Below are 20,245 nucleotides of genomic sequence, written 5' to 3' on the forward strand. Positions count from 1 at the left end.
AATAAAAATAATGACTAGCCCTTGCCCTGCTTCTTTTCTTCTTTCTACTTCGCGCCTGCTCCTGGCTGTCGCGTTGACGGTCGGCGCGAGCTCATTGCTGACGACGCCTGCCTACAGCGCCGTCGCGTTGTCGGCCGATTCGCTCGACGTGCCGGCGCAGCGGGTCGATGAACACCTGCCCGCACCTTTGCTGTCGGTCGCCACGGCAGGCAACACGATGATCGGCGTCGGCCTGCACGGGTTGATCCAGCGCTCCACCGATGAAGGCCGCACCTGGCAACAGGTCGCTAGCCCGGTGTCTAGCGATCTGGTGCAAGTACGGTTTCGCGGCGAGCGTGATGGCTGGATCGTCGGTCACGATGCGGTGGTCATGCACACCACCGATGGCGGTGACAGCTGGCAAGTGCAACTCGACGGGCGCCGCCTGTTGACCTTGCTTAACGCTTACTACCGCCCTCGCGCTGAACAAGGCGATGAAGTCGCCGCCCAGATGCTCAAGGAAGTAGCGATGGCCGCCAGTACCTCGGCGACGCCGGACGTATTGGCCGCACCCTTTCTCGATGTGATGTTCGATGAGCACGGCAACGGATTTGCAGTGGGTGCCTTCGGCATGTTGTTGCACAGCACGGATGACGGCCAGAACTGGCAGCCGTGGACCGAGCGCAGTGACAACGATCGGCGCATGCACCTGTATGGCCTGGCGGAACATGCGGGCATTTTTTACATCGGCGGTGAGCAGGGTCTGCTGCTGCGGCTGGATGGTCAGCAACAACGTTTCGTGAAAATCGATACGCCCTACACCGGCACTTACTTTGGCGTCCGCGCCTTCGACGGTCTGCTGCTGGCGTACGGACTGCGCGGCAACCTGTTTGCCAGCCGTGATGACGGCCAGCAATGGCAGCCTGTGGCAACCAATCTCAATAGCAGCCTGGTCAGCATTGTCGAGCAGGGTGATGCCTTGATCGTCGTGAGCCAGGGTGGGCAACTGGTCAGTGTTGACCGGCAGAGTTTGCAGGTCACCCCGCTGGCAGATGCGCGGGTAGGCGAGGTGTATGCAGCCAGTGCCACCAAACAGGCTGGGAGCCTGCTTGTCACGCGCTTCAGCGGCGCCAAGGTCATCGATATCGCCCAGGCCAACTAAAGCCCTCGGCACGATTCCCCTACGAGAAAGAAAAAATGGTCGAGCAAAAATTCAACAGCGGGATGCCAGTGATTGCCAACCTGGAGGACTTTGACAAAAACTCCGGTGGCTGGTTTGAACGGGTCATATTCCGTCATCGCATGGTGGTTGTCGTTGCCTGCTTGCTCGCCACCGTGGTGTTGGGCTTCTTTGCTACAAGGCTTCAGGTGAATGCCAGCTTCGAGAAAATGATTCCCAGCTCCAGCCCGTACATCAAGAATTACCTGGCCTATAAAAACCAGTTGCCAGGCCTGGGTAACAGCATTCGCGTCGTGGTGGAAAACAAATCCGGTGATATCTACGACGCCGACTATCTGCTGGCGCTGCAAAAGGTCAACGACACCCTGTACCTGATTCCGGGAATCGACCGTTCCTGGATGAAATCGCTGTGGATGCCCATCGTTCGCTGGAAAGAAGTGACGGAGGAGGGCATTGATGGCGGTGCGGTCATGCCATCGGATTACGACGGCAGCGACAAGTCGATCAAGGCCTTGCGCCGCAACATCATGCGCTCCGGGATCATTGGCAACCTGGTGGCTAACGACGGCCAGTCGAGCATGATCGTCGCGCCGCTGCTCGATACCAATCCGCAGACCGGACAACCCCTGGATTACGGTGATTTTTCCAAGCAACTGGAAGCGCAGATTCGCTCGCTGGAAAGTGACAAGGTTGGCATCCACATTGTCGGTTTCAGCAAGCTGGTGGGCGACCTGATCGACGGCCTGTATTCGGTCATGCTGTTCTTTGGCGCATCGGTGCTGATCGCCGGATTGTTCGTCTATTTCTATACCCGCTGCCTGCGCAGCACGTTGCTGCTGGTGAGCGTGGCGGTGGCGGGGGTGGTGTGGCTGCTGGGTTTGATGCAAATCCTCGGCTACGAGCTGGACCCTTACTCGATCCTGGTGCCGTTCCTGATTTTTGCCATCGGGATTTCCCATGGCACGCAAAAAATGAACGGCATTCTTCAGGACATTGGCCGTGGCACCCATAAATACATCGCTGCACGCTATACCTTCCGCCGTTTGTTTCTCACAGGCCTGACTGCGCTCCTGACCAATATCGTTGGTTTTGCCGTGCTGGTGATCATTGATATTCCGGTGATTCGCGACCTGGCCCTGACCACCAGCATCGGTGTCGCCGTGCTGATTTTCACCAAACTGCTGCTGATTCCGGTGGCGCTGTCGTACCTGGGCGTCAGTAAGAAAGCCGCGCGTATCGCCATCGCCAAAGATCAGGCCGGCGCAGAAAACCGGGGTTTTCTCGGGCGTCTGTGGAGCGGCCTGGATCGCTTCACGGAACGGCCGATGGCCACGGCGGTGATTGCCGTATCGCTGGTGGTGACGCTGATTGGCAGCGTGGTGATGATGCATCTCAAGGTGGGCGACCTCGATCCCGGTGCGCCGGAGTTGCGTGCGGATTCGCGCTATAACCGCGATAACGCCTACATCACTAGTCACTACGGACTTTCCAGTGACCAGTTCGTGGTCATCATGAAGACCAATGAAGATAGTTGCCGTCTATACCAGTCGTTGCAAAGCATGGACAAACTGGCCTGGCGGCTGCGCCAGACGCCCGGTGTACAGACGACCCAGTCGCTGGCCGAAACCGTGCGGATGATCAGCTCCGGCATGGCGGAAGGCAGCCCGAAATGGCTGAGCATAAGCCGTGACCAGGCGATCACCAACTCGGCGGTGGACGCGGCGATGATTTCTGCTCCGGGGATCACCAACCAGCAGTGCTCGGTCACTCCATTGATCGCCTATCTGGCCGATCACAAAGCCGACACCCTGAGCCGGGTATTGAAGGTCTCTGAAGAATTCGCCAAGGAAAACAACACGGTCGCTGGCGCTGAACAGCCTGTGGAGTTCCTCCTGGCTGCGGGTAACGCCGGGATCGAAGCTGCCACTAACATTGAGGTAGAGAAGGGCATCATCACCATGTACCTGGCCGTGTATGGCGCTACGGCCTTGCTCTGCCTGCTGACCTTCCGCAGTTGGCGCGCAACCCTGGTGGCGCTGATTCCTTTGCTGATGACCACGATCATCTGCAAGGCGCTGATGGTCTGGTTGGGGATCGGCCTGAAAGTAGCCACCTTGCCAGTGATCGCCGTGGGTGTCGGTGTCGGCGTGGACTACGCGCTGTATCTACTCAGTGTGCAACTGGCGGTGCAGGAACGTGGCGGTAGCCTGGCGGTTGCGTATCGCCGCTCGCTGGACTTCACCGGTCGTGTCGTTGCCCTCGTTGGCCTGACCATGGCCGCCGGGGTGATTACCTGGGCCTGGTCGCCGATCAAGTTCCAGGCGGACATGGGCATTCTGCTGACCTTCATGTTCCTGTGGAACATGCTCGGTGCGCTGGTGCTGATCCCGGCACTCTCGCATTACCTGCTCAACCCGAAAGGCAACTCCAAGGCCGGCGTGACCCTCGATCTGGAGGACGCGCGCGCGCAACAGGAACCGCGCAAACCCGCGGCCAGCGCACCTACACCCCTATTGACCGAGCTCGCCTTACCCCGGCGTGTCCGCTGACTAATAGCCGGGCACAGACCTGGCTGGCAACTGCAAGGAGAGAACAATGTTCGAGTTATTGATGAGTGCCGACATGATGGTTCCGGACCCGGACGGCATGACGGAAATGTTGGTCGACAAGCTCGGCATCTACAAACACGAACGCTGGCGCCAGGCGTTCGATAATCACCCGTACATTGCGCATTTCCTGCGGGTACACAAATCCCTCGCGGTGTCGCCTACGCGCATCGAACCGCAGTGGCACCCGGATCGGCCGAACCCCGGTGATCCGTTGTTCCATGACTTTCTGGAAAGCCTGAAAGATTTCCAGGGGCATCATCGGCCGATGATCACGCACTCCATCGTGCTGGCCCTGCACGGGGACAAGTTCGACGCGCTGGTAGACAAACTGATGCGTCGTCGCTTGCCGTTCCGCATGGCGCAGCGCACCCCGGAAATGCCGTTCGACCGTTTGTGGCTGGGTGCTACTCCCGAGCAACCGTATTACCAACCCACTGTGGATGGCGGTTTGTGCATTGAGATCATGCCGACCGAGCCTTTGCAGATGCCGCCGGAAACCTATCAGTTGCCACCGATGCAGCCGCGTGATCTCAAGCCCGGCGACATGGTCCGCGTCACCGCCCGTGGCTTCCTGGTACGCGACCTCGATGAAACCCTGCGTAAGGTCTCGACCAACCTCGACTGGGAACCGAGCGGGCCGGTCGAGAGCATCGGCAGCGAAGGTTACCGCCGTGCGCGTATGGGTTTCACCGTGCCGAACAGTGCCACCCTCGATGTGCTCGAGGCGACCTACTGGAACACCGACGCCGGCCACTACGTCAATAACTGGGGGCCGGGTCCGTACTACATCCGCATCGGTGTCAACGATCTGGCTGCCAAGGCCGAGGATCTGCGGTCACGCGGCACGCGGTTCCAGTGGATCGAATCCTCAGAGGCCGTCGGCGGCCGTGCGTTGATCAAGATCGACCCACAAGAACTCAATGGCCAGGTCTTCGAGTTCGAGGAGTGCCCTGTATGAGCACAGCGCAAAAACCGCAGTCTCCCGTGCTGATCAACGATGCGGTGCGCCTTGAGCGTGATGCCATGGTGGGTTGGGTGGTACTGACCCGGCCCCGGCAGATCAACGCCATCAACGACGATATTCGTCAGGGCGTGCCGCAAGCACTGGCGCTGTTGCAGCAAGACCCGGACATTCGCGTGATCGTGATTCGCGGGGAAGGTGAGCGAGGCTTTTGTGCGGGTGCTGATATCAAGGAGCGCCGTGGCCCGGAATCGAGCCTGCAAGTGCGGCAGCGCATGGAACAGGTGCGCTGGATCGAAGCGCTGGATGGCATCAGCAAACCGGTGATCGCTGCCATTCATGGTTATTGCATGGGCGGTGGGTTGGAACTGGTGCTGGCGTGTGACATCCGCTTCGCCGCGCCCGATGCCGTGTTCGCCCTGCCGGAAACCGGCCTGGGGCTGATTCCCGGCGGCGGTGGTACGCAACGGCTTTCCCGAGTGGTTGCACCAGGCCAGGCGTTGGACATGTTGCTCACTGGAGACCGGGTGGGCGCCGAACAAGCGCAGCGCATTGGCCTGGTCAGTCGCTTGGCCAGTGACAATGCCAGCCTGGTGGACGAAGTGCGAGCCTTTGCTCAGCGCATCGCCAGCAAACCACCCACCGCGTCGGCTTTTGTCAAACAAGCGGCTCGGGCGGCACTGGACATGGACCTCAAGCGTGGCCTGGATCTGGAGCTTGATCTGTTCGCCTTGCTGGCCCCGACCAAGGATGCCCGAGAGGCAGCCCAGGCGTTCAGCGAGCGGCGCGAACCGCGGTTTACCGGCGAGTAAAGCGCCACCCAAAACAATAAGGAATAGAACATGAGCACAGGAAAACTGGCAGGGAGAGTGGCCATTATTACCGGCTCCGGTGGCGGCCTGGGCGCTGAGTGCGCACGGGTGCTGGCGTCGCATGGTGCAAGTATTGCGGTGGTCGATATCAATTTCGAGGGGGCCACAGCCGTGGCCCAATCACTCCTCGCCGAGGGTCATCAAGCCTTGGCAATCGCCACTGACGTGTCCTCGGAAGACGCCGTGCGGGCGATGGTTGCTCAGGTTAAACAGCATTTTGGCCGTATCGACATTCTGCACAACAACGCGGCGATCCTGAACGCCGAGCAACGTCAGCTGGACCGCGATTTTGTCAACCTCGACATGCAGGCCTGGGACCGGGCCATCGCCGTCAACCTGCGCGGCGCAGTGCTGTGCACCAAACATGTGATTCCGGTCATGCTGGAGAACGGCAAGGGCTCGATTATCTTCGCCACTTCGGGTCTGGGCATGCAGGGCGATATGTCCCTGACCGGCTACGCCACCTCCAAGGCGGGGCTGATGATGCTGCCGCGCATGGTCGCCTCGCAATACGGCAAACAAGGCATTCGCGGCAACGCCGTGCAGATCGGCCTGGCGCCTTCGGAACACGCCATGCCTGAACCCTTGCTCGACATCCTGCGCGACAACCACTGCACTGCCGAGCTGGGCACGCCTCGGCAGATTGCCGATGTGGTGGCGTTCCTGGCCAGTGACGAATCCTCCTTCGTCACCGGCACCACGCTGGTCGCCGACGGCGGTTTCAGCAGCCACACCCCCTCCCTGGTGGCGATGCGCGCGCTGTTTGCGCAGATGGGTCGCACCGGCATGTAACCCTTGCCCGGCGCACCCTGTGCGGTGCGCCGCGGTTGATCTTTGCCGCCATAGCCGCCGCGTGCCGCTGTGGTTGAACTTCGACTTGGAATTAATTGATGAACCAGAACCAAAATGCGAGCACTACGGATTTTGATGTGATCATCGTCGGCGGTGGCACCAATGGCCTTTCGGCTGGCTGCTACCTGGGCCTGGAAGGCAAGAAGGTGCTGGTTCTGGAGGCATTGGACAAGGTCGGCGGGATGGCCTCCTCGGGTTACCTGATACCCGAAGCGCCGCAGCATCTGGTTCATCCCTGTGCCCTGGACATGATGTCGATGCGCGTGCATTCCCATGTACCAGCGGAACTGGGACTTGATCGACACGGTTTCAAATCGATAGAGCTTGCGCCGGGGTATGTGTACTTGCACCCGGATGGGCAATCGCTGATCTTCTGGCGCGATCGCGAGAAAACCGCCGCCGAGATCCGCCGGTTCAGCAGCAAGGATGCCGAGGCGTTTCTGCAGTTCATGAAAGTCATCGACATGTTCCTCGATATCGCGCTGCCGATGATGCGTGTCGACCCGGCCAAAACGAACCTCGGCGTGAAGCTGAAAATGCTTGGCACCGCGATCAAACACAAAGCCTTGAAACCCGAATTGATGGCGCTGATGACGGGCTCTGCATTGCAGGCGGCGCGTGAGCGCTTCGAACACCCGGTGACCATTTCCGCAATGTGCGCACTCACTGGCCTGGCGGGGGACATCAGCGCCGATGGCGGTGGCATCTATTACGCCTTGCTTGGTTTCCTCCATCGTTTTGGCGTGGGCCGGGTATTGGGTGGCATGCAGCAGTTGAGCAATGCCATGCAGGCTCGACTGGAAGAGCTGGGCGGGCAAGTGCTGGTGTCGGCCAGCGTCAGTGAAATCGTTGCCAGGGACGGTCTGATCAAAGGCGTGAAACTGGCGGATGGTCGTCAGTTCACCGCACGGGCAGTCATTGCTGGCTGCCACCCCAAGCCGGCGCTGGATATGGTTACCCCCGGCGAGATTCCCAAACACCTGTTGACCCGCATCGCCATGGCGCCGGCCAACGGCAAAGGCTCGGGGCCACTAAAGATAGATGTTGCCTTGCGTGGGCAGATTTCTGTGCCACGTTTCGCTGCCATTCGCGGCGATGGCGTGGATTTGCGTAAAACCGTCATGCTGATCGGCACCGAAGAAGCCGTGCTGGAAAACTTCGCCGCCTGCGCCCGTGGCGAAGTACCGAAATTGCCCTATATCACCGTCGCCGCTCCGAGTTCGGCTGACCCTTCACAAGCGCCAGCCGGGCAGGATGTGTTGTACATCTATCCGCCGGTGATGCCGGTAAATCCCAATGAAGGTTGGGACGCGCTGCGTGAGCGGGTGGCTGATCAGGTACAGGAACAGCTGTATGACTACATCGATGGGATCGAGGGGCAGGTGATTGGCCGACACATCGAGGCGGCTCCGGATTTTACTGCGCGCTTGAACACGGTGAATGGCTGCGTGGTGCATATCGACACCACCTCGATGCGCTCGAGCACCATGCGCCCGGCGTACGGTTTGGGCGGCGATACCTTGCCTGTGGCGGGGTTGTATCTGGGCAGTGCCGGTATTCATCCGGGCGGCGGGGTCAATGGCATGGCCGGGCGCTTGGCGGCCAAGCGGGTGAGCAAGTATTTGCGTAAAAAGGCTGACTGAAGCGGGTCGCTGATTCCAAGCCCAACAGAGAACCCACTGTGGGAGCGAGCAGGCTCGCTCCCACAGGGAAAGCTTATTGGGCGAGAGTGTGTGAACGGTGCTTAAACGCCGTCGACGTTTTTTTCTGCCCCCAGCGAAATACTCGCCAGCACAAAATCCGCCGAGTACTGCCGCCACGTGGCCATGCCTTGCTCCGAGTCCGTATCCAGCCCGGCAAGCGCCGACATCGAATAGCGGTTGGTAAACCAGCCAGTAGTCACCAGCGAAGCGCTGGCCAACAACAGGCGCGGGTTGATGTCTGCGCGAAAATCACCACTGGCCGCCCCCCGCAACAGAATCGCATCGAGCTTGGCAATCAGCTTCGGTGCCATTTCCAGAAAGTGGTTACGCGGCGTTTCGTGGGTGTCATGGTAGCGAATGCCTTCCAGCGCCAGGCTGCCGAGGAAGGGGTCCAGACGGTACTGGTCGAAAAAATGGTTGAGCACGGCGCGCATCGCCACTGGCGGTGAAAGCTCTTCGACATTGAGATTGACCAGCTCGGACATGATGTTGTCCGAGGATTCATCCAGTACCGCTACAAACAGGCCTTCCTTGGAGTTGTAGTAGTGGTAGACCAGCTGCTTGGTGACGCCGGCTTCCCGGGCAATTTCTTCCACTCGCGCACCAGCCAGGCCTTTTCTGGCGAACTCCACGCGCGCTGCCGCGAGCAGGCGATTCATCGTATTGCGTTTGCCCTGTTCGCCACCTTCTCCTGCCTTTACCGCCACCTCGTCCTCCTCATGCCAGTTTTGGCCAGGTTATTCACACCTTGAAGCATTTCCCCGGGGGCCTTCGTTTGACCCCGAGTCAAACGAAGCGGACTACCGGGGCAGACACAACCACATACCATGGGTTGGCAGCCGGGTAATCTTGGTGTGCAAGAAGAATAAAAACAAGACAGGAGCTCCTGATGAGCAACGAAAGCGCAGCACTGGACCTGGCAACCGCATACTCCGCTGTGTCGGAAATGTATCGCGGCACCGACCTGGATATTCACGCGGTGTGCCGCGAGCAACGGTTGAAATCGCCCATCTATGAAGGCGACTTCATCACCCAGTTTGGCGTGCCGACCAATGCCGGCACCCAGCAGGGCACTCGCCCGACCTTCGCCTTGTTCAAATACCAGGATGTAATGACTGTTCTGCGCGACGGTGCGACCTATACCAGCGGTTTTATTGCCGAAGGTCTTGGAGCGTTTTTCGATGGTTTGATCATTCTTGCCATGGACGGTGACGAGCACCGCAAGGTGCGCGCCCTGCTGCAACCGGCCTTTATGCCGGAGACCGTGAACAAGTGGCGCCCCCAGATCGATCAAGTGATTCGCGAGGAGTACATCCAGCCGATGTTGCCGGCGAAGAAGGCCGACTTGATGAAGTTTGGCCTCGAGCTGCCGATTCGCGTCATGTACGCTTTGATGGGCTTCCCCTCGGATGAGCCCTCCAAGTACAAGCAATACGCTGCGTGGGCCTTGGCCATTGTCGGCGGCAACCAGATTGACCCGAGCAAAATGGTTGAAGCGCGACGTCAGGCCGGCATCGCCGTCAAAGGTCTGTACGACGCGCTTGCCGAGGTGGTGGTGCAACGTCGTGCAGAGGGCAGCCAAGGCGATGATGTAGTCGGGCGTTTGCTGCGCGCGGAGTACGAAGGGCGCACGCTGGATGACCACGAGGTGATCACCTTCACTCGCTCGCTGTTGCCAGCCGCGGGCGAAACCACCACGCGCATGTTCGGCTCGGTGATGACCTTGCTGCTCACCACGCCCGGGTTACTGGACCGAGTCAAGGCCGACCGCTCGCTGATCGGCAAGCTGATGGACGAAACCACGCGCTTTGAACCAGTGGCCACCTTCAAGGTGCGCGAAACCGCCAGGGAAGTGGAATTTCACGGCGTGAAAATCCCCAAGGGTTCGTTCGTCCAATGCATGGTGGTGTCCGCCAACCGCGACGAAGACTCCTTTGAAAACCCCGATGTATTCGACATTGATCGCAAGCCAAAACCCTCCTTTGGTTTCGGCTTCGGCCCGCACATGTGCATCGGTCAGTTCGTTGCCAAGGTGGAGATCAGCTGCGCGGTCAACGCGATCCTCGATCTGTTCCCAAACTTGCGCCTCGACCCGAGCGAGCCTGTGCCGCTGATAGGCGGTGCGCAACTGCGCGGCGTGTCCAAGCTCCCGGTGATCTGGGACTGAACCAGGCTGAAAATCCGTTTCCAGGCCTCAACAAAAACAACAGAGGGCATTATGAGAACGTTTAAAACCATTCCAGAACGCGGTGATTTCGGCTTCCAACAATTGGTTGGGCCGCACCAGGTCACAGGCGCGTCGATGTCATCGGAACGCGGCTTCTTCGGCCTGCACCTGAGCAAGAGTTCGCCGTTCGGATCTGTGCGCGATGAGCAAGGCAATATCTATTCCTTCGTCCGCTCGCTGATGGCGCCCAACGGCACACCGAACCCGACCAAGTTCTTTTACCTGAACAATCACGTCGATAACGTCAACCTGCGCATGGACCACGAAAAAATGGCCCGCCAGGCGCTGACACCGCTGCCGGTGCACAGCCTGGAAGGCGATGTCGCGCGCTGGGCCAGCCAACCGGGTGAAGCCGGCAACGGCTGGGAAATCACTGCTAGCAGCGAACGGCTGACCTGGAAAGAAGAAGGCCTGTTTCACCTCGAAGGGCGTCTGCTCGGTCCGGGACTGCAGTGGTATTTACCCGGCGTGGAATGGGGCACCTTCTACGTTTCGCAGTTGTGGGACATCGCCGGTGTCTGTGAGGGGCGTCCGGTCAAGGGCGCCATGGCACTGGACCAGTTCTACATGGCCGAAGGCGGCGCCATTCACTTCAAGAAAGACCTGGTGGTGAACAACAACAAGCATGTGATCTGGTGGTCCTTTGTCACCGTTTATAAAGACGGCACCTGGGATACCGGCTCTTTCATGGTCGGTCACGACCATTTGGGCTACGCCATTTTCAACAATGAGAAAGGCGAGGTTCGGGTCACCACCGATATCGAAGGACAAACCGAACACAAGGACGGCAGCTACTTCCTGAAGTCCGCGAAAATCGTGCTGGAAGGCAAGGAAGAGTGGGAGTTTTTGCCTGATGAGAAGGGCGAGATGATCGACTTCGTCGGCGGCTTCCCGATCACGGCGCAGCAGGAAGGGCGCTGGCGTCGGGTTGGCGATACCCGCGAGCCTTCGCACTGGCTGGGCTGGGGCGAATCGGACCGGCGTAACGGCTCGGCCCGCAACGTTCCAGGCAAGGACCTGTAATCAGCCGGGTGCGCCGGGTTGCGATCATTATCCGGCGCATACGCTGCATCAGTAGCCTCTCTAATAACAACAATGAGGAATCACGATGAAATTCCGTGACAAAGTCGTGCTGGTCACTGGTGCCGGCCGAGGCATGGGCCGCGCCATTGCCCTGGCCTATGCCCGAGAAGGCGCCAAGGTGGTGGTGTCGGCACGCACCGCTCGATACGGTGAAGAAACGATCGCACAGATCAAGGCCCTGGGTGCGCAAGCCTGCCTGGTCGGTGGCGACATCGCCGACCGCGAGGCGATCAAGTCAATGGTGCAAGGTGGTGTAGAGCACTTTGGTGGCCTGGACATCGTGGTGCATTGCGCCGCCGATACTAGTCACGGGCTGATCGCCGAAATGGCCGATGACACTTTTGATCACATCGTTCGCAGCAATATTCAATCGTTGTTCTGGTTGGCCAAGGACTGCGCACCTTATCTGTCGAAAGCCGCCGACAAAGGCCGGCTGATTTTCATCTCGTCCGGCGAAGCCAACCGCAAATACACCCCTCGACTGATTGCCTATGGTTCCAGCAAAGCCTTCATGAATGCCTTCGCCCGTGGCCTGGCGGTGGAATTCGGCGCCATGAATATTCTGGTCAACGTCGTCGAGCCCGGACTGATCGGCACTGACCACATGCTCGAAACCCTTGGCAATGAACTGCCGCATAAACTCGCTGCACATTTCCCGGTAGGGCGTCTGGGCGAGTCCGCCGACATTGCCAACGCCGTACTGTTTCTGACCTCCAACGAGGCTTCCTATATCACTGGCACCTCGTTGCTGGTGGATGGCGGCGCCACCATGATCGCGTTGCCCAAGGTCGAAGAAATCCTCAAGGGCCAGTAATCAAGTCGCACGTCCGCGATGGGAGTCAGGTCATGACATCGGATACACGCAGTAGCAACACCACGGCCCACGCTGGCAATGATTTTACCGAGTTCAAGCGCGGCTGGCGCGTGGTTGTGTTAGGCCTGTTTGGCATCTGCACCAGCATTACCGCTGCGTTGCTGTACGCCTTCGGCACCCTGGTGATTCCGCTGGAACAGGCGTTCGGCTGGAGCCGGGGCGACTTGCAAGCCTCCATCACCTTTCTCTTCGCCGGGGTGGCGATTTCCACGCAACTGGTCGGCTGGCTGTACCGTCGCTTCGGCCTGCGCCGGGTGGCGATTGTTTCGATCGTGCTGCAGATCGTCGGTTACTTTGCGATCACGCGGATTCAGGGTTCGATCGGCTGGTTGTACCTGGCGTTTTTCAGCATGCCGATCATCTGTGCCGGCACCATTGCGATCACCTGGACGCAATTGGTCAACCTTTGGTTCGAGCGTAACCGTGGACTGGCGCTGGCCGTGATTTTGTGTGGCACCGGGCTGATGGCAATGATTCTGCCACCCCTGTTGTCGCGGCTGATTGCCGCCTACGGTTGGCAAGCCGGGTTTATTGCATTGGGCGCAATGCCTTTGCTGTTTACGCTGCCCTTGTCATTGATGTGGCTGCGCATGCCGGCGCTGCTCGCCAGTCCTGACGCGACAACGCAGAAGGAACTTCCGGAGCTGTCCGGCATGTCCTTCAAACAAGCATTGCGCTCAGGCATGTACTGGGGCTTTAACGTCGCGTTGATATTGTCGGTGTCGTTGACCGTCGGCATGGTCACCAACATGGTGCCGATGCTGCAAAGCAAGGGCCTGAGTGCGCAGCAAGCCAGCCAGATCTTCAGCACCTTTGGTATTTCCATCATCGGCGGGCGTTTGTTGGTGGGTTATCTGCTGGACCGCTATTCACCTTCGGTGGTGGCCGCCGTGAGCCTGGCGCTACCCGCATTGGGCTGCGCGATCTTTCTCTTTGGCGGGGCGCAGAACACACCGTTGCTGGTGCTGGCGACCCTGTGCATCGGCGCCAGTGCCGGAGCTGAGTTCGATCTGGCGGCATTCCTGATGGCGCGCTATTTCGGCTTGAAGGACTACGCGCGGATATTTGGTCTGCACCTGTGCCTGATCACCATTGTTTCCGGTCTGGTGCCCATGCTGTTCGGCCATCTTTATGACCTGTACGGCAGCTATTCCGCCGTGCTGGTGTGCTGTTTCTGCTGCGCCATTATCGGCCCGACCATTCTGCTGTGGTTGAGGATGGAGCTAAGTTTCCTCGCCCGTCAGCAAAATCTCCAGCTACGACCACATGCCTGAACCCACTTGAGGATGAACGTGAAATGAGCATGGACAAACACACCATCGAGCACTTTCTGCACGGGCAGATCGACTGCTGGAACCGAGGCGATAAAGAGGGCTTTTTCGCTCACTATCGCAGCGTCTCGCCCAACGGCTTGAGTATCGAATACGTCGGCAAGCCGCAGGCTGATGCATGGCAGGTGCTGGAAGGCATGTGGGCGCAGCAGCAAACCAGGGTTCGCGTCGAGGTGCGCCAGTGCATCGTCAATGGCAATGAAGCGGCGTGCCATCACCTGAACGCCTTTCGTGAGCAGGAAGGTGGCATCGAAACGATCGAGTTGTATCGGTTCGAAGATGGAAAGTTGTCCGTACGTTACTTCATCAACCAGTAATCGTTGCGCACAGCCTCGTCAGAAAGGCTGTGCGCGTCGGCGCCTAGACGCCATCGGTGGAATGGGACAACTGCTGCCATTGCTCGATTTCCGCGAGCATCCTGTTGAGCTTGTCGCTGACCTGCTGATAAGCGTCGGAGCCCGCCAGATAACGCAACGGTGGATGTTCGCTGTTGGCCAGGTGCACCAGCGCATCGCCCAGTTTCGCCGGGTTGCCGGTTTGCTGATGGTTGTAGGCGGCCGAAGCGCTTTTGACCTTGGCGGTGAATGCAGCGTAATCCTCCAGCCCGCGGGTACCGAAGACCGCGGAGCTGGGGTCGAGAAAGTCCGTACGGAAAACCCCGGGCTCCACCAGCGTGACCTTGATGCCGAACTGCGTCACTTCCTGGGCCAGGGATTCGGAAAAACCTTCCACGGCAAACTTGGATGCGCAGTACAACGCCGCACCGCCCATCCCGACCATGCCCCCCATTGAAGACACGTTGAACACCCGGCCGCTGCGTTGCTGACGCATGACAGGCAGCACGGCGCGGCAGACGTTGAACACACCAAACACATTGGTCGCGAATTGCTGGGCGGCGTCGCTGGCGAAATTGTCTTCAAACGGCGCCAGTTGGCCATAACCGGCGTTGTTGACCAGCACATCGATTCGTCCAAAACGCGCGACGGCAGTCTCTACGGCGGCAAGCGCCTGGGCTTCGTCGGTCACATCCAGGGCCACTGCCATAACGCGCTCACCGTACTCGGCGAAGACGTTTTCAAGCGGTTCGATACGCCGGCCGCTGACCACCACACGGTCACCGTCGGCCAACGCGGCTTTGGCGATCGCAGCACCCAAGCCTCGGGCCGCACCGGTAATAAACCAGACTTTGTTCATTGCATCGCTCCAGTCGTTGTGCAAAAAAAATGCCGCGTCAGCTTTGAGGCGGGCGCGGCAGCGGGCGTGAAAGATCAGTGCGACGCTCAGTCGCGGTTGGCCGCTTCCCAAGCTTTCAGATCGAACCCGTCAGTGGCGGCTTCGACTGCCGTCAGCTTGGGCGCGCGAGCGAGAATCTTGCGCGCCGCCATGTGATCGCCCATGCGATTACAGGACTCCACGGCCACCAGACGGTCATTGCGGAAGCACAGCACGGACGCTTGATGTTCTTCGACTGAACCGAGCACGACGGTACTGTCATAGCCATGGGAGAGTCCGGCGATCTGCAGTTTCAAGTTGCCTTGGTCGGTCCAGAACCAGGGGAGGGCGCTATAAGGCGCTGGTTTGCCCATCAAGCGTGCAGCCACTGCGCGGGCCTGGTCGATGGCGTTCTGCACCGACTCGAGGCGGGTGTGTAACTCATTGTTTTGCAGGCATGGGAAGCTGGCGACATCCCCCACTGCGGAAATTTGCGGGTCAGAGGTCAGCAGACTGGCGTCCACCTTGATGCCGTTCTCGATGTCCAGACCGGCTTCAGTCGCCAGTTGTGCATTGGGGATCACACCGATACCAAACACCACCAGGTCAGCTGGGAGCGCACGTCCATCACCGGTTTGCACCGCGCACACATTGCCGTTGTCGCCGTCGATGCGGCTCAAGCCTTGGCGAAAGTCAAAATGCACACCCCAGGCTTCATGTGCCTGGCGAAACAGCTCGGACATCTCCCGCGAAACGGCGCGGGCCATGGGACGCTCGCCCAGCTCCAGTACGTGCACGTTAGCCCCTAGGGCAGCGGCCACTGCCGCGAACTCGAGGCCGATAAACCCGGCACCAATCACCACCACGTTGCGCGCTTCTTTAGCCAGCGGCGCCAGCGAGTCGGCATCGGCTTTGGTTTTGATACCGAACACTTGCGGCAGCTCTGCGCCAGGAACCGGCAGGGGGCGGTTGTGCGCGCCGGTCGCCAGCACCAAATGGTCGTAACTGACGGCAGCACCCGAGGCCAATATCACGCGTCGGTTCAGGCGGTCGATCGCGGTTGCCTGGTCATGCAGCAGTTCAATGCGCTGGGTGGTGTAGAAATCCGCAGGACGAAACAGCAGATTGGTCGCCTGAATCTTGCCGAGCAGATAGGCCTTGGACAATGGCGGGCGCTGGTAGGGCAGGCCTGGCTCATCGCCGATCAGGGTGATGCGCCCGTCAAAGCCTTCCTGACGCAGGGAGGCAGCGACCTGAAATCCGGCCTGGCCAGCACCGACGATAACGACTGAGGCGAGGGTCATGGGAGCTCCTTCAAGCGCATTCAGAATTGCGACGACGGCAGGTGCAGAACCATGCCGTCCATGTCTTCGCTGATGATCATTTGACAGCTCAAGCGGCTGCTGTCACGGCGCTCGAAAGCGTACTCGAGCATGTCGTTCTCCATGCCTTCCGCCGCTTGCACTTTGCCCAGCCAGGCATCGTCAATGTAGGTGTGGCAGGTGGCACAACTGCATGCACCACCGCAGTCCGCAGAAATACCCGGCACCGAGGCGAAGGTCGCGGCTTGCATCACTGATTGGCCGATGTCGCCTTTGACCTGATGGGCGGTGCCGTTGTGTTCAATAAACGTCAATGTGGGCATGTTCTGCTCCGATCTTGTTGGGTGGGGCTCAGGATTGTCTGGGAATGGTTTGCGCATTGAAGCGCGGCACACGCCCCAGGGTCAGTAGCAACAGCGGACCGATCAGGCAGCAAGCGGCGCTGTACACCAGCATCGCGCTATACGAACCGGTGCGCGCCAGCATGTACGCGAAGAGCAGCGGGGCCAGCGCCGAGGCCACGGTATTCAGGCCCTGATGCACGCCGAACAGGCGGCCGTATTCGCGCAGGCCGAAGTAGCGGGCAATCAGGAATGCGGCAATATCGAACTCCGCCCCGGCGCCGAAACCAACCAGCACCGCCGCCAGCATGAGCGGGGCAAATTCGGTGGTTGGGCTCAGGTAGATGAAACAACCGACGGCGGGTAGCACCAGGCTTAGTGCAGACACGGCTGGCGGCCACAGGCGATCGAGCAAATAACCAATCAGCATTCGGCCGAAGATCAGCGAAATACCGAAACAGCTGAAGATGGTGGCCGCGTCCCCAGCGGACAGACCTCGGGATTGCAGCATGGGCACGGTGCTGGTGACCATGCCGACAATCGAAGAAATCACCAGGCTGAGCGCCAGGTTGCAGGTCCAGAATTTCAGCGAGCCCATACCTTCACGAAAAGACATGCCGGGCAATTGCTCCAGCACATGGCCGTCGTCACGGTGACCTGCAACAGTGGGTAGCTTGAACCACAGCAGAATCAGCGGCAGCAGAACCAAAAGGTTGAGCAGCGCGAGAATCACGAAGGCCGCACGCCAGTCCCATTGCTCTATGCCCCAAGCCATCAGGCGGGGGATGGTGGCGGCGGTGACGCCGGTCCCGGACAGACCAATGGCTAGCGCCAGGCCGCGATTGCTGTCGAACCAAAGGCTGATCAGTTGGGTCCAGGTCACCGCCAGCGCGCCCATGCCGACGATGGGCAGTAGCGCAAAGGCGATGTACATCGACCATATCGATTGGGTCAGTTGCGTGGTCGCCAGGTAGCCGAGTGATAACAGCAGCAGGGAAATAACCGTAACGCGCTTCATGCCGTAGCGCAGGTTGAACCAACCCACCAACTGCAATGACACCACCGCGCCGCCAAACAGAAAGGTGATGCAGGCTTGCAGTTCACTTTTGCTCCAGCCAAAGGCATCGCCGAGCGGCACGACCAGTGTGCCGAAGCCATAGAGCAGGGCGGCGTTGATGCTGATGGCCACTCCGGCGACCGACAAAATCAGGATTTTCCAGCTTTGGCGGAACTCGCGCAGATCGATTGCCGCTTCGTTTCTAGACGGGTGCATGAAGTTGGCTTCCTTATAGGTTTTGTTGAGCCAAGCACTGCTACAAGTGGTGATGTGGACCACCGCCAGCAGATTCTTTGAACAGAATCTGGTTTTTTAATCAGAATAAAATCAGAAATTCGGATTTGTCCAGCGCAGCTATCTGACTAACGGACAAACGAATTTCATGCGTTGCACCCACTGTTGAATCACTCTGAAGCCAGCCGTGTTCAACATCCTGCTGCGATTCACCCGTTTTGATGCCAAGGCAGTGATTAGCGACAGCGGATGAGTCTCAGCATATCCGCGTTAAAAATTAATTGCACATAAAATAAATAAGTGTTCATAATTTGCAGAGGCTGAACCTGATAAAGGAGAAAAAAATGAGTTCAGAAAAAGCGCAATTCAAAGCGGTGGCCGACCGAAGCCGCTGCTGTGGTTATGGTTTGTGTGCTGCGATTTGTCCCAGCCTGTACAAGCTTGATGCCGATGGCATGGTGTACCTCGACGATGCCCGTGTGCCGCCGGAGTTGGAGGAGGAGGCTCGTGAGGGTGCAGCCGCCTGCCCTGCGGAGGCCATCTGGCTTGAGCCCATCACCCCGGATGACGAAGCTGTTTGATGGCGTGAGCGTCAGCCGCAACGTGATAACCACTGAGGTGAGGATGTGCTTATGGGACGATTACCAAACAAGGTCGCGCTGATTACCGGTACTGGCGGCGGCCAGGGCAGGGCGGCGGCGCTGCGTTTTGCCCGCGAAGGGGCGATTGTGGTCGGTTGCGATTTCAATGCCGAAGGCCACGAGGAGACGGCAGCCTTGATGCGAGCCGAGGGGTTTACCCTGTATGGCTCGGCACCCGTGGACCTGGGCGATCACAAACAGGCCAAGGCCTGGATCGATGCCTCCGTGGCTGAACACGGGCGCATCGACATTCTCTACAACAACGCTTCCGCCGCACGATTCGGGCTGGTCAGCGAGCTGTCGATCGAAGATTGGCAGTACACCATGCGCAACGAAATCGACCTGCTGTTCTATACCACCAAATATGCCTGGCACCACTTGGCCGAACAGCGCGGAGTGATCATCAACGTATCGTCCACCGCCGCGTGGGGTGGCTCGAAAGTCGCCGGCATTTCCGCGCATTCCGCTGCCAAGGGCGCTGTGGTGTCCTTCACTCGCCAGTTGGCGGTAGAAGGCGCGCCGTTCGGTATCCGTGCGGTCAGTTTGAGCCCGGGATTTGTCGCGACGCCGGGCACCCGGCCGTTTCTGGAAGACCCAAAAATGCGCGCGATGCTGCTGGATGGGGTATTGATGGATCGCCCCGGCGAACCCGAGGAAGTGGTGGCGATGGCGGTCTTTGTCGCCTCGGATGAAGCTTCATTCATTACCGGTTCGGACTTCGTCATCGACGGCGGGTTACTCGCGATCTAGCACGCGCGGCGCCCTGGCAAGGGCTACCGGCACCCTTTCATCTCGAACAATAACAAGGTGAATAACGTGGACATCATCGGTATCGGTTACATGGGCTTTGAGTCCCCCAATCTCGACGCGTGGCGCGAGTACGGCCCGCAGGTGATGGGTTTTGGCATCGGCAAGAACCCCGAGAGTGACCCCGATTCGCTGTACTTCAAAATCGATGATCGCCGCCATCGCGTCGCTTTCCATCCAGGCAAGGTTGACCGAATTGTCTACATCGGTTGGGAAGCGGTGGGGCGCATGGCGTTCGAGGACGGTATCAAGAAGCTGGCGGCCGCCAATATCGACTTCACCCGCGGTGACGCTGAACTGTGCGAAAAGCGTGGCGTGCGTGAATTAGTGCGTTTTCGTGACCCGGTGGGGTATCAGCACGAATTGTTTTACGGGCAAAAATGGATGCCGCGCTCGTTCCAGCCGGGCCGTCCGCACAGTGGTTTCCTTGCCGACGAACGAGGTGCGGGTCATGTGGTGCTGATCACTCCGGACTACACGCCAGAACTGGAGGACTTCCTGCTTAACGTCATGGGTTTCAGTTGGTATGGCGCCGGTGCGGGCAAAGGACGAACCGGATTCTTCCGCTCCAAACTCAACCATCACACCAGTCATGACATCGCGTATGGCCACGGGCCGGGTCGCATGGGCGTGCAGCATGTCGGGTTGTTTGTACGCAACGTGCGTGATGTCGGTGAGACCTACGACATCGTGCGTCAGCGTGAACTGCCGATGATGATGACCCTCGGCCAACATGCTCAGGACCCCCATCTGTCGTTTTACCATTTCAATCCGTCCGGGTTTGCCTTCGAGACCATTGCTGAAATCGAGCCATGGCAAGGCGATCCCTACGAGCTGAATCCGGAAAAACTCAGCCTGTGGGGCCACGAAATGGTCGGGCCAATTCTCGGCGCCAGCGTCAAGACACCGGAAGAAGTGCTCGACGCCGAGTACCTGCCGACGTACCTGGCCAAGCGCTGA

At 59.3% G+C, this 20,245-nt stretch carries 19 protein-coding genes; 14 read left to right on the plus strand and 5 right to left on the minus strand.

Annotated elements, in window-relative coordinates; genetic code table 11:
- The first annotated feature begins 10 nt into the window (after positions 1-10).
- From FIV39_RS14485 to FIV39_RS14510, 6 genes are all read left to right on the plus strand, one after another.
- On the plus strand, positions 11-1,141 hold the full coding sequence (locus tag FIV39_RS14485; RefSeq protein WP_090406391.1) for a YCF48-related protein: 1,131 nt from the start codon (positions 11-13) through the stop codon (positions 1,139-1,141).
- 35 nt (positions 1,142-1,176) lie between these two features.
- On the plus strand, positions 1,177-3,708 hold the full coding sequence (locus tag FIV39_RS14490; RefSeq protein ID WP_047531029.1) for an efflux RND transporter permease subunit: 2,532 nt from the start codon (positions 1,177-1,179) through the stop codon (positions 3,706-3,708).
- Between the two features lie 46 nt (positions 3,709-3,754).
- Positions 3,755-4,726, plus strand: a complete 972-nt coding sequence (locus tag FIV39_RS14495) for a VOC family protein (protein ID WP_090406387.1) — start codon at positions 3,755-3,757, stop codon at positions 4,724-4,726.
- Positions 4,723-5,541, plus strand: a complete 819-nt coding sequence (locus FIV39_RS14500) for an enoyl-CoA hydratase/isomerase family protein (protein WP_047531027.1) — start codon at positions 4,723-4,725, stop codon at positions 5,539-5,541. Before FIV39_RS14495 ends, FIV39_RS14500 begins: the two co-directional genes overlap by 4 nt.
- 30 nt (positions 5,542-5,571) lie before the next feature.
- Positions 5,572-6,393, plus strand: a complete 822-nt coding sequence (locus FIV39_RS14505) for an SDR family NAD(P)-dependent oxidoreductase (protein WP_032904481.1) — start codon at positions 5,572-5,574, stop codon at positions 6,391-6,393.
- A 98-nt stretch (positions 6,394-6,491) separates the two neighbouring features.
- The gene (locus FIV39_RS14510) at positions 6,492-8,096 is read left to right on the plus strand and encodes a phytoene desaturase family protein (RefSeq protein WP_060766166.1); all 1,605 of its coding nucleotides are present in this window, start codon (positions 6,492-6,494) and stop codon (positions 8,094-8,096) included.
- A gap of 101 nt (positions 8,097-8,197) precedes the next feature.
- Here FIV39_RS14510 and FIV39_RS14515 read toward each other — a convergent pair whose 3' ends face one another.
- Positions 8,198-8,863: a TetR/AcrR family transcriptional regulator gene (locus tag FIV39_RS14515; RefSeq protein WP_020300807.1), complete on the minus strand. Its 666-nt coding sequence runs from the start codon at positions 8,861-8,863 to the stop codon at positions 8,198-8,200.
- Positions 8,864-9,045: 182 nt separating this feature from the next.
- Between FIV39_RS14515 and FIV39_RS14520 the strand changes: the two genes are divergently transcribed.
- From FIV39_RS14520 to FIV39_RS14540, 5 genes are all read left to right on the plus strand, one after another.
- Positions 9,046-10,323, plus strand: a complete 1,278-nt coding sequence (locus FIV39_RS14520; protein ID WP_171902596.1) for a cytochrome P450 — start codon at positions 9,046-9,048, stop codon at positions 10,321-10,323.
- 51 nt (positions 10,324-10,374) lie between these two features.
- Entirely contained in the window at positions 10,375-11,406 is a 1,032-nt protein-coding gene (locus FIV39_RS14525) for a hypothetical protein (RefSeq protein WP_047531019.1), read from the plus strand.
- Positions 11,407-11,491: 85 nt separating this feature from the next.
- Positions 11,492-12,280, plus strand: a complete 789-nt coding sequence (locus FIV39_RS14530; RefSeq protein WP_090406384.1) for an SDR family NAD(P)-dependent oxidoreductase — start codon at positions 11,492-11,494, stop codon at positions 12,278-12,280.
- A gap of 32 nt (positions 12,281-12,312) precedes the next feature.
- Positions 12,313-13,614, plus strand: coding sequence for an MFS transporter (locus FIV39_RS14535; RefSeq protein ID WP_047531015.1), 1,302 nt, complete (start codon positions 12,313-12,315; stop codon positions 13,612-13,614).
- Positions 13,615-13,637: 23 nt separating this feature from the next.
- Entirely contained in the window at positions 13,638-13,988 is a 351-nt protein-coding gene (locus FIV39_RS14540; protein WP_047531013.1) for a nuclear transport factor 2 family protein, read from the plus strand.
- 43 nt (positions 13,989-14,031) lie between these two features.
- Here the strand turns inward: FIV39_RS14540 and FIV39_RS14545 are convergent, their stop codons facing one another.
- The 4 genes from FIV39_RS14545 to FIV39_RS14560 form a co-directional block, all read right to left on the minus strand.
- A complete protein-coding gene (locus FIV39_RS14545; protein ID WP_047531012.1) occupies positions 14,032-14,865 on the minus strand; it encodes an oxidoreductase in 834 nt (277 codons plus the stop codon).
- A gap of 86 nt (positions 14,866-14,951) precedes the next feature.
- Complete coding sequence (locus FIV39_RS14550; protein WP_060766162.1) at positions 14,952-16,187, minus strand: NAD(P)/FAD-dependent oxidoreductase; 1,236 nt, start codon at positions 16,185-16,187, stop codon at positions 14,952-14,954.
- A 20-nt stretch (positions 16,188-16,207) separates the two neighbouring features.
- Positions 16,208-16,528, minus strand: a complete 321-nt coding sequence (locus tag FIV39_RS14555; protein WP_047531008.1) for a 2Fe-2S iron-sulfur cluster-binding protein — start codon at positions 16,526-16,528, stop codon at positions 16,208-16,210.
- 28 nt (positions 16,529-16,556) lie between these two features.
- On the minus strand, positions 16,557-17,819 hold the full coding sequence (locus FIV39_RS14560) for an MFS transporter (protein WP_047538900.1): 1,263 nt from the start codon (positions 17,817-17,819) through the stop codon (positions 16,557-16,559).
- A gap of 362 nt (positions 17,820-18,181) precedes the next feature.
- On the opposite strand from FIV39_RS14560, the gene FIV39_RS14565 reads away from it, so the two are divergent.
- The 3 genes from FIV39_RS14565 (at position 18,182) to FIV39_RS14575 (ending at position 20,245) form a co-directional block, all read left to right on the plus strand.
- Positions 18,182-18,418 carry a ferredoxin gene (locus FIV39_RS14565; protein WP_020300797.1) on the plus strand — a complete coding sequence of 79 codons (237 nt, stop codon included), beginning with the start codon at positions 18,182-18,184 and terminating at the stop codon, positions 18,416-18,418.
- 51 nt (positions 18,419-18,469) lie between these two features.
- Entirely contained in the window at positions 18,470-19,228 is a 759-nt protein-coding gene (locus FIV39_RS14570; protein WP_047531006.1) for an SDR family NAD(P)-dependent oxidoreductase, read from the plus strand.
- A gap of 66 nt (positions 19,229-19,294) precedes the next feature.
- A complete protein-coding gene (locus FIV39_RS14575; RefSeq protein WP_090406381.1) occupies positions 19,295-20,245 on the plus strand; it encodes a VOC family protein in 951 nt (316 codons plus the stop codon).

Source organism: Pseudomonas grimontii, assembly GCF_007858185.1.
Classification (GTDB): domain Bacteria; phylum Pseudomonadota; class Gammaproteobacteria; order Pseudomonadales; family Pseudomonadaceae; genus Aquipseudomonas; species Aquipseudomonas grimontii.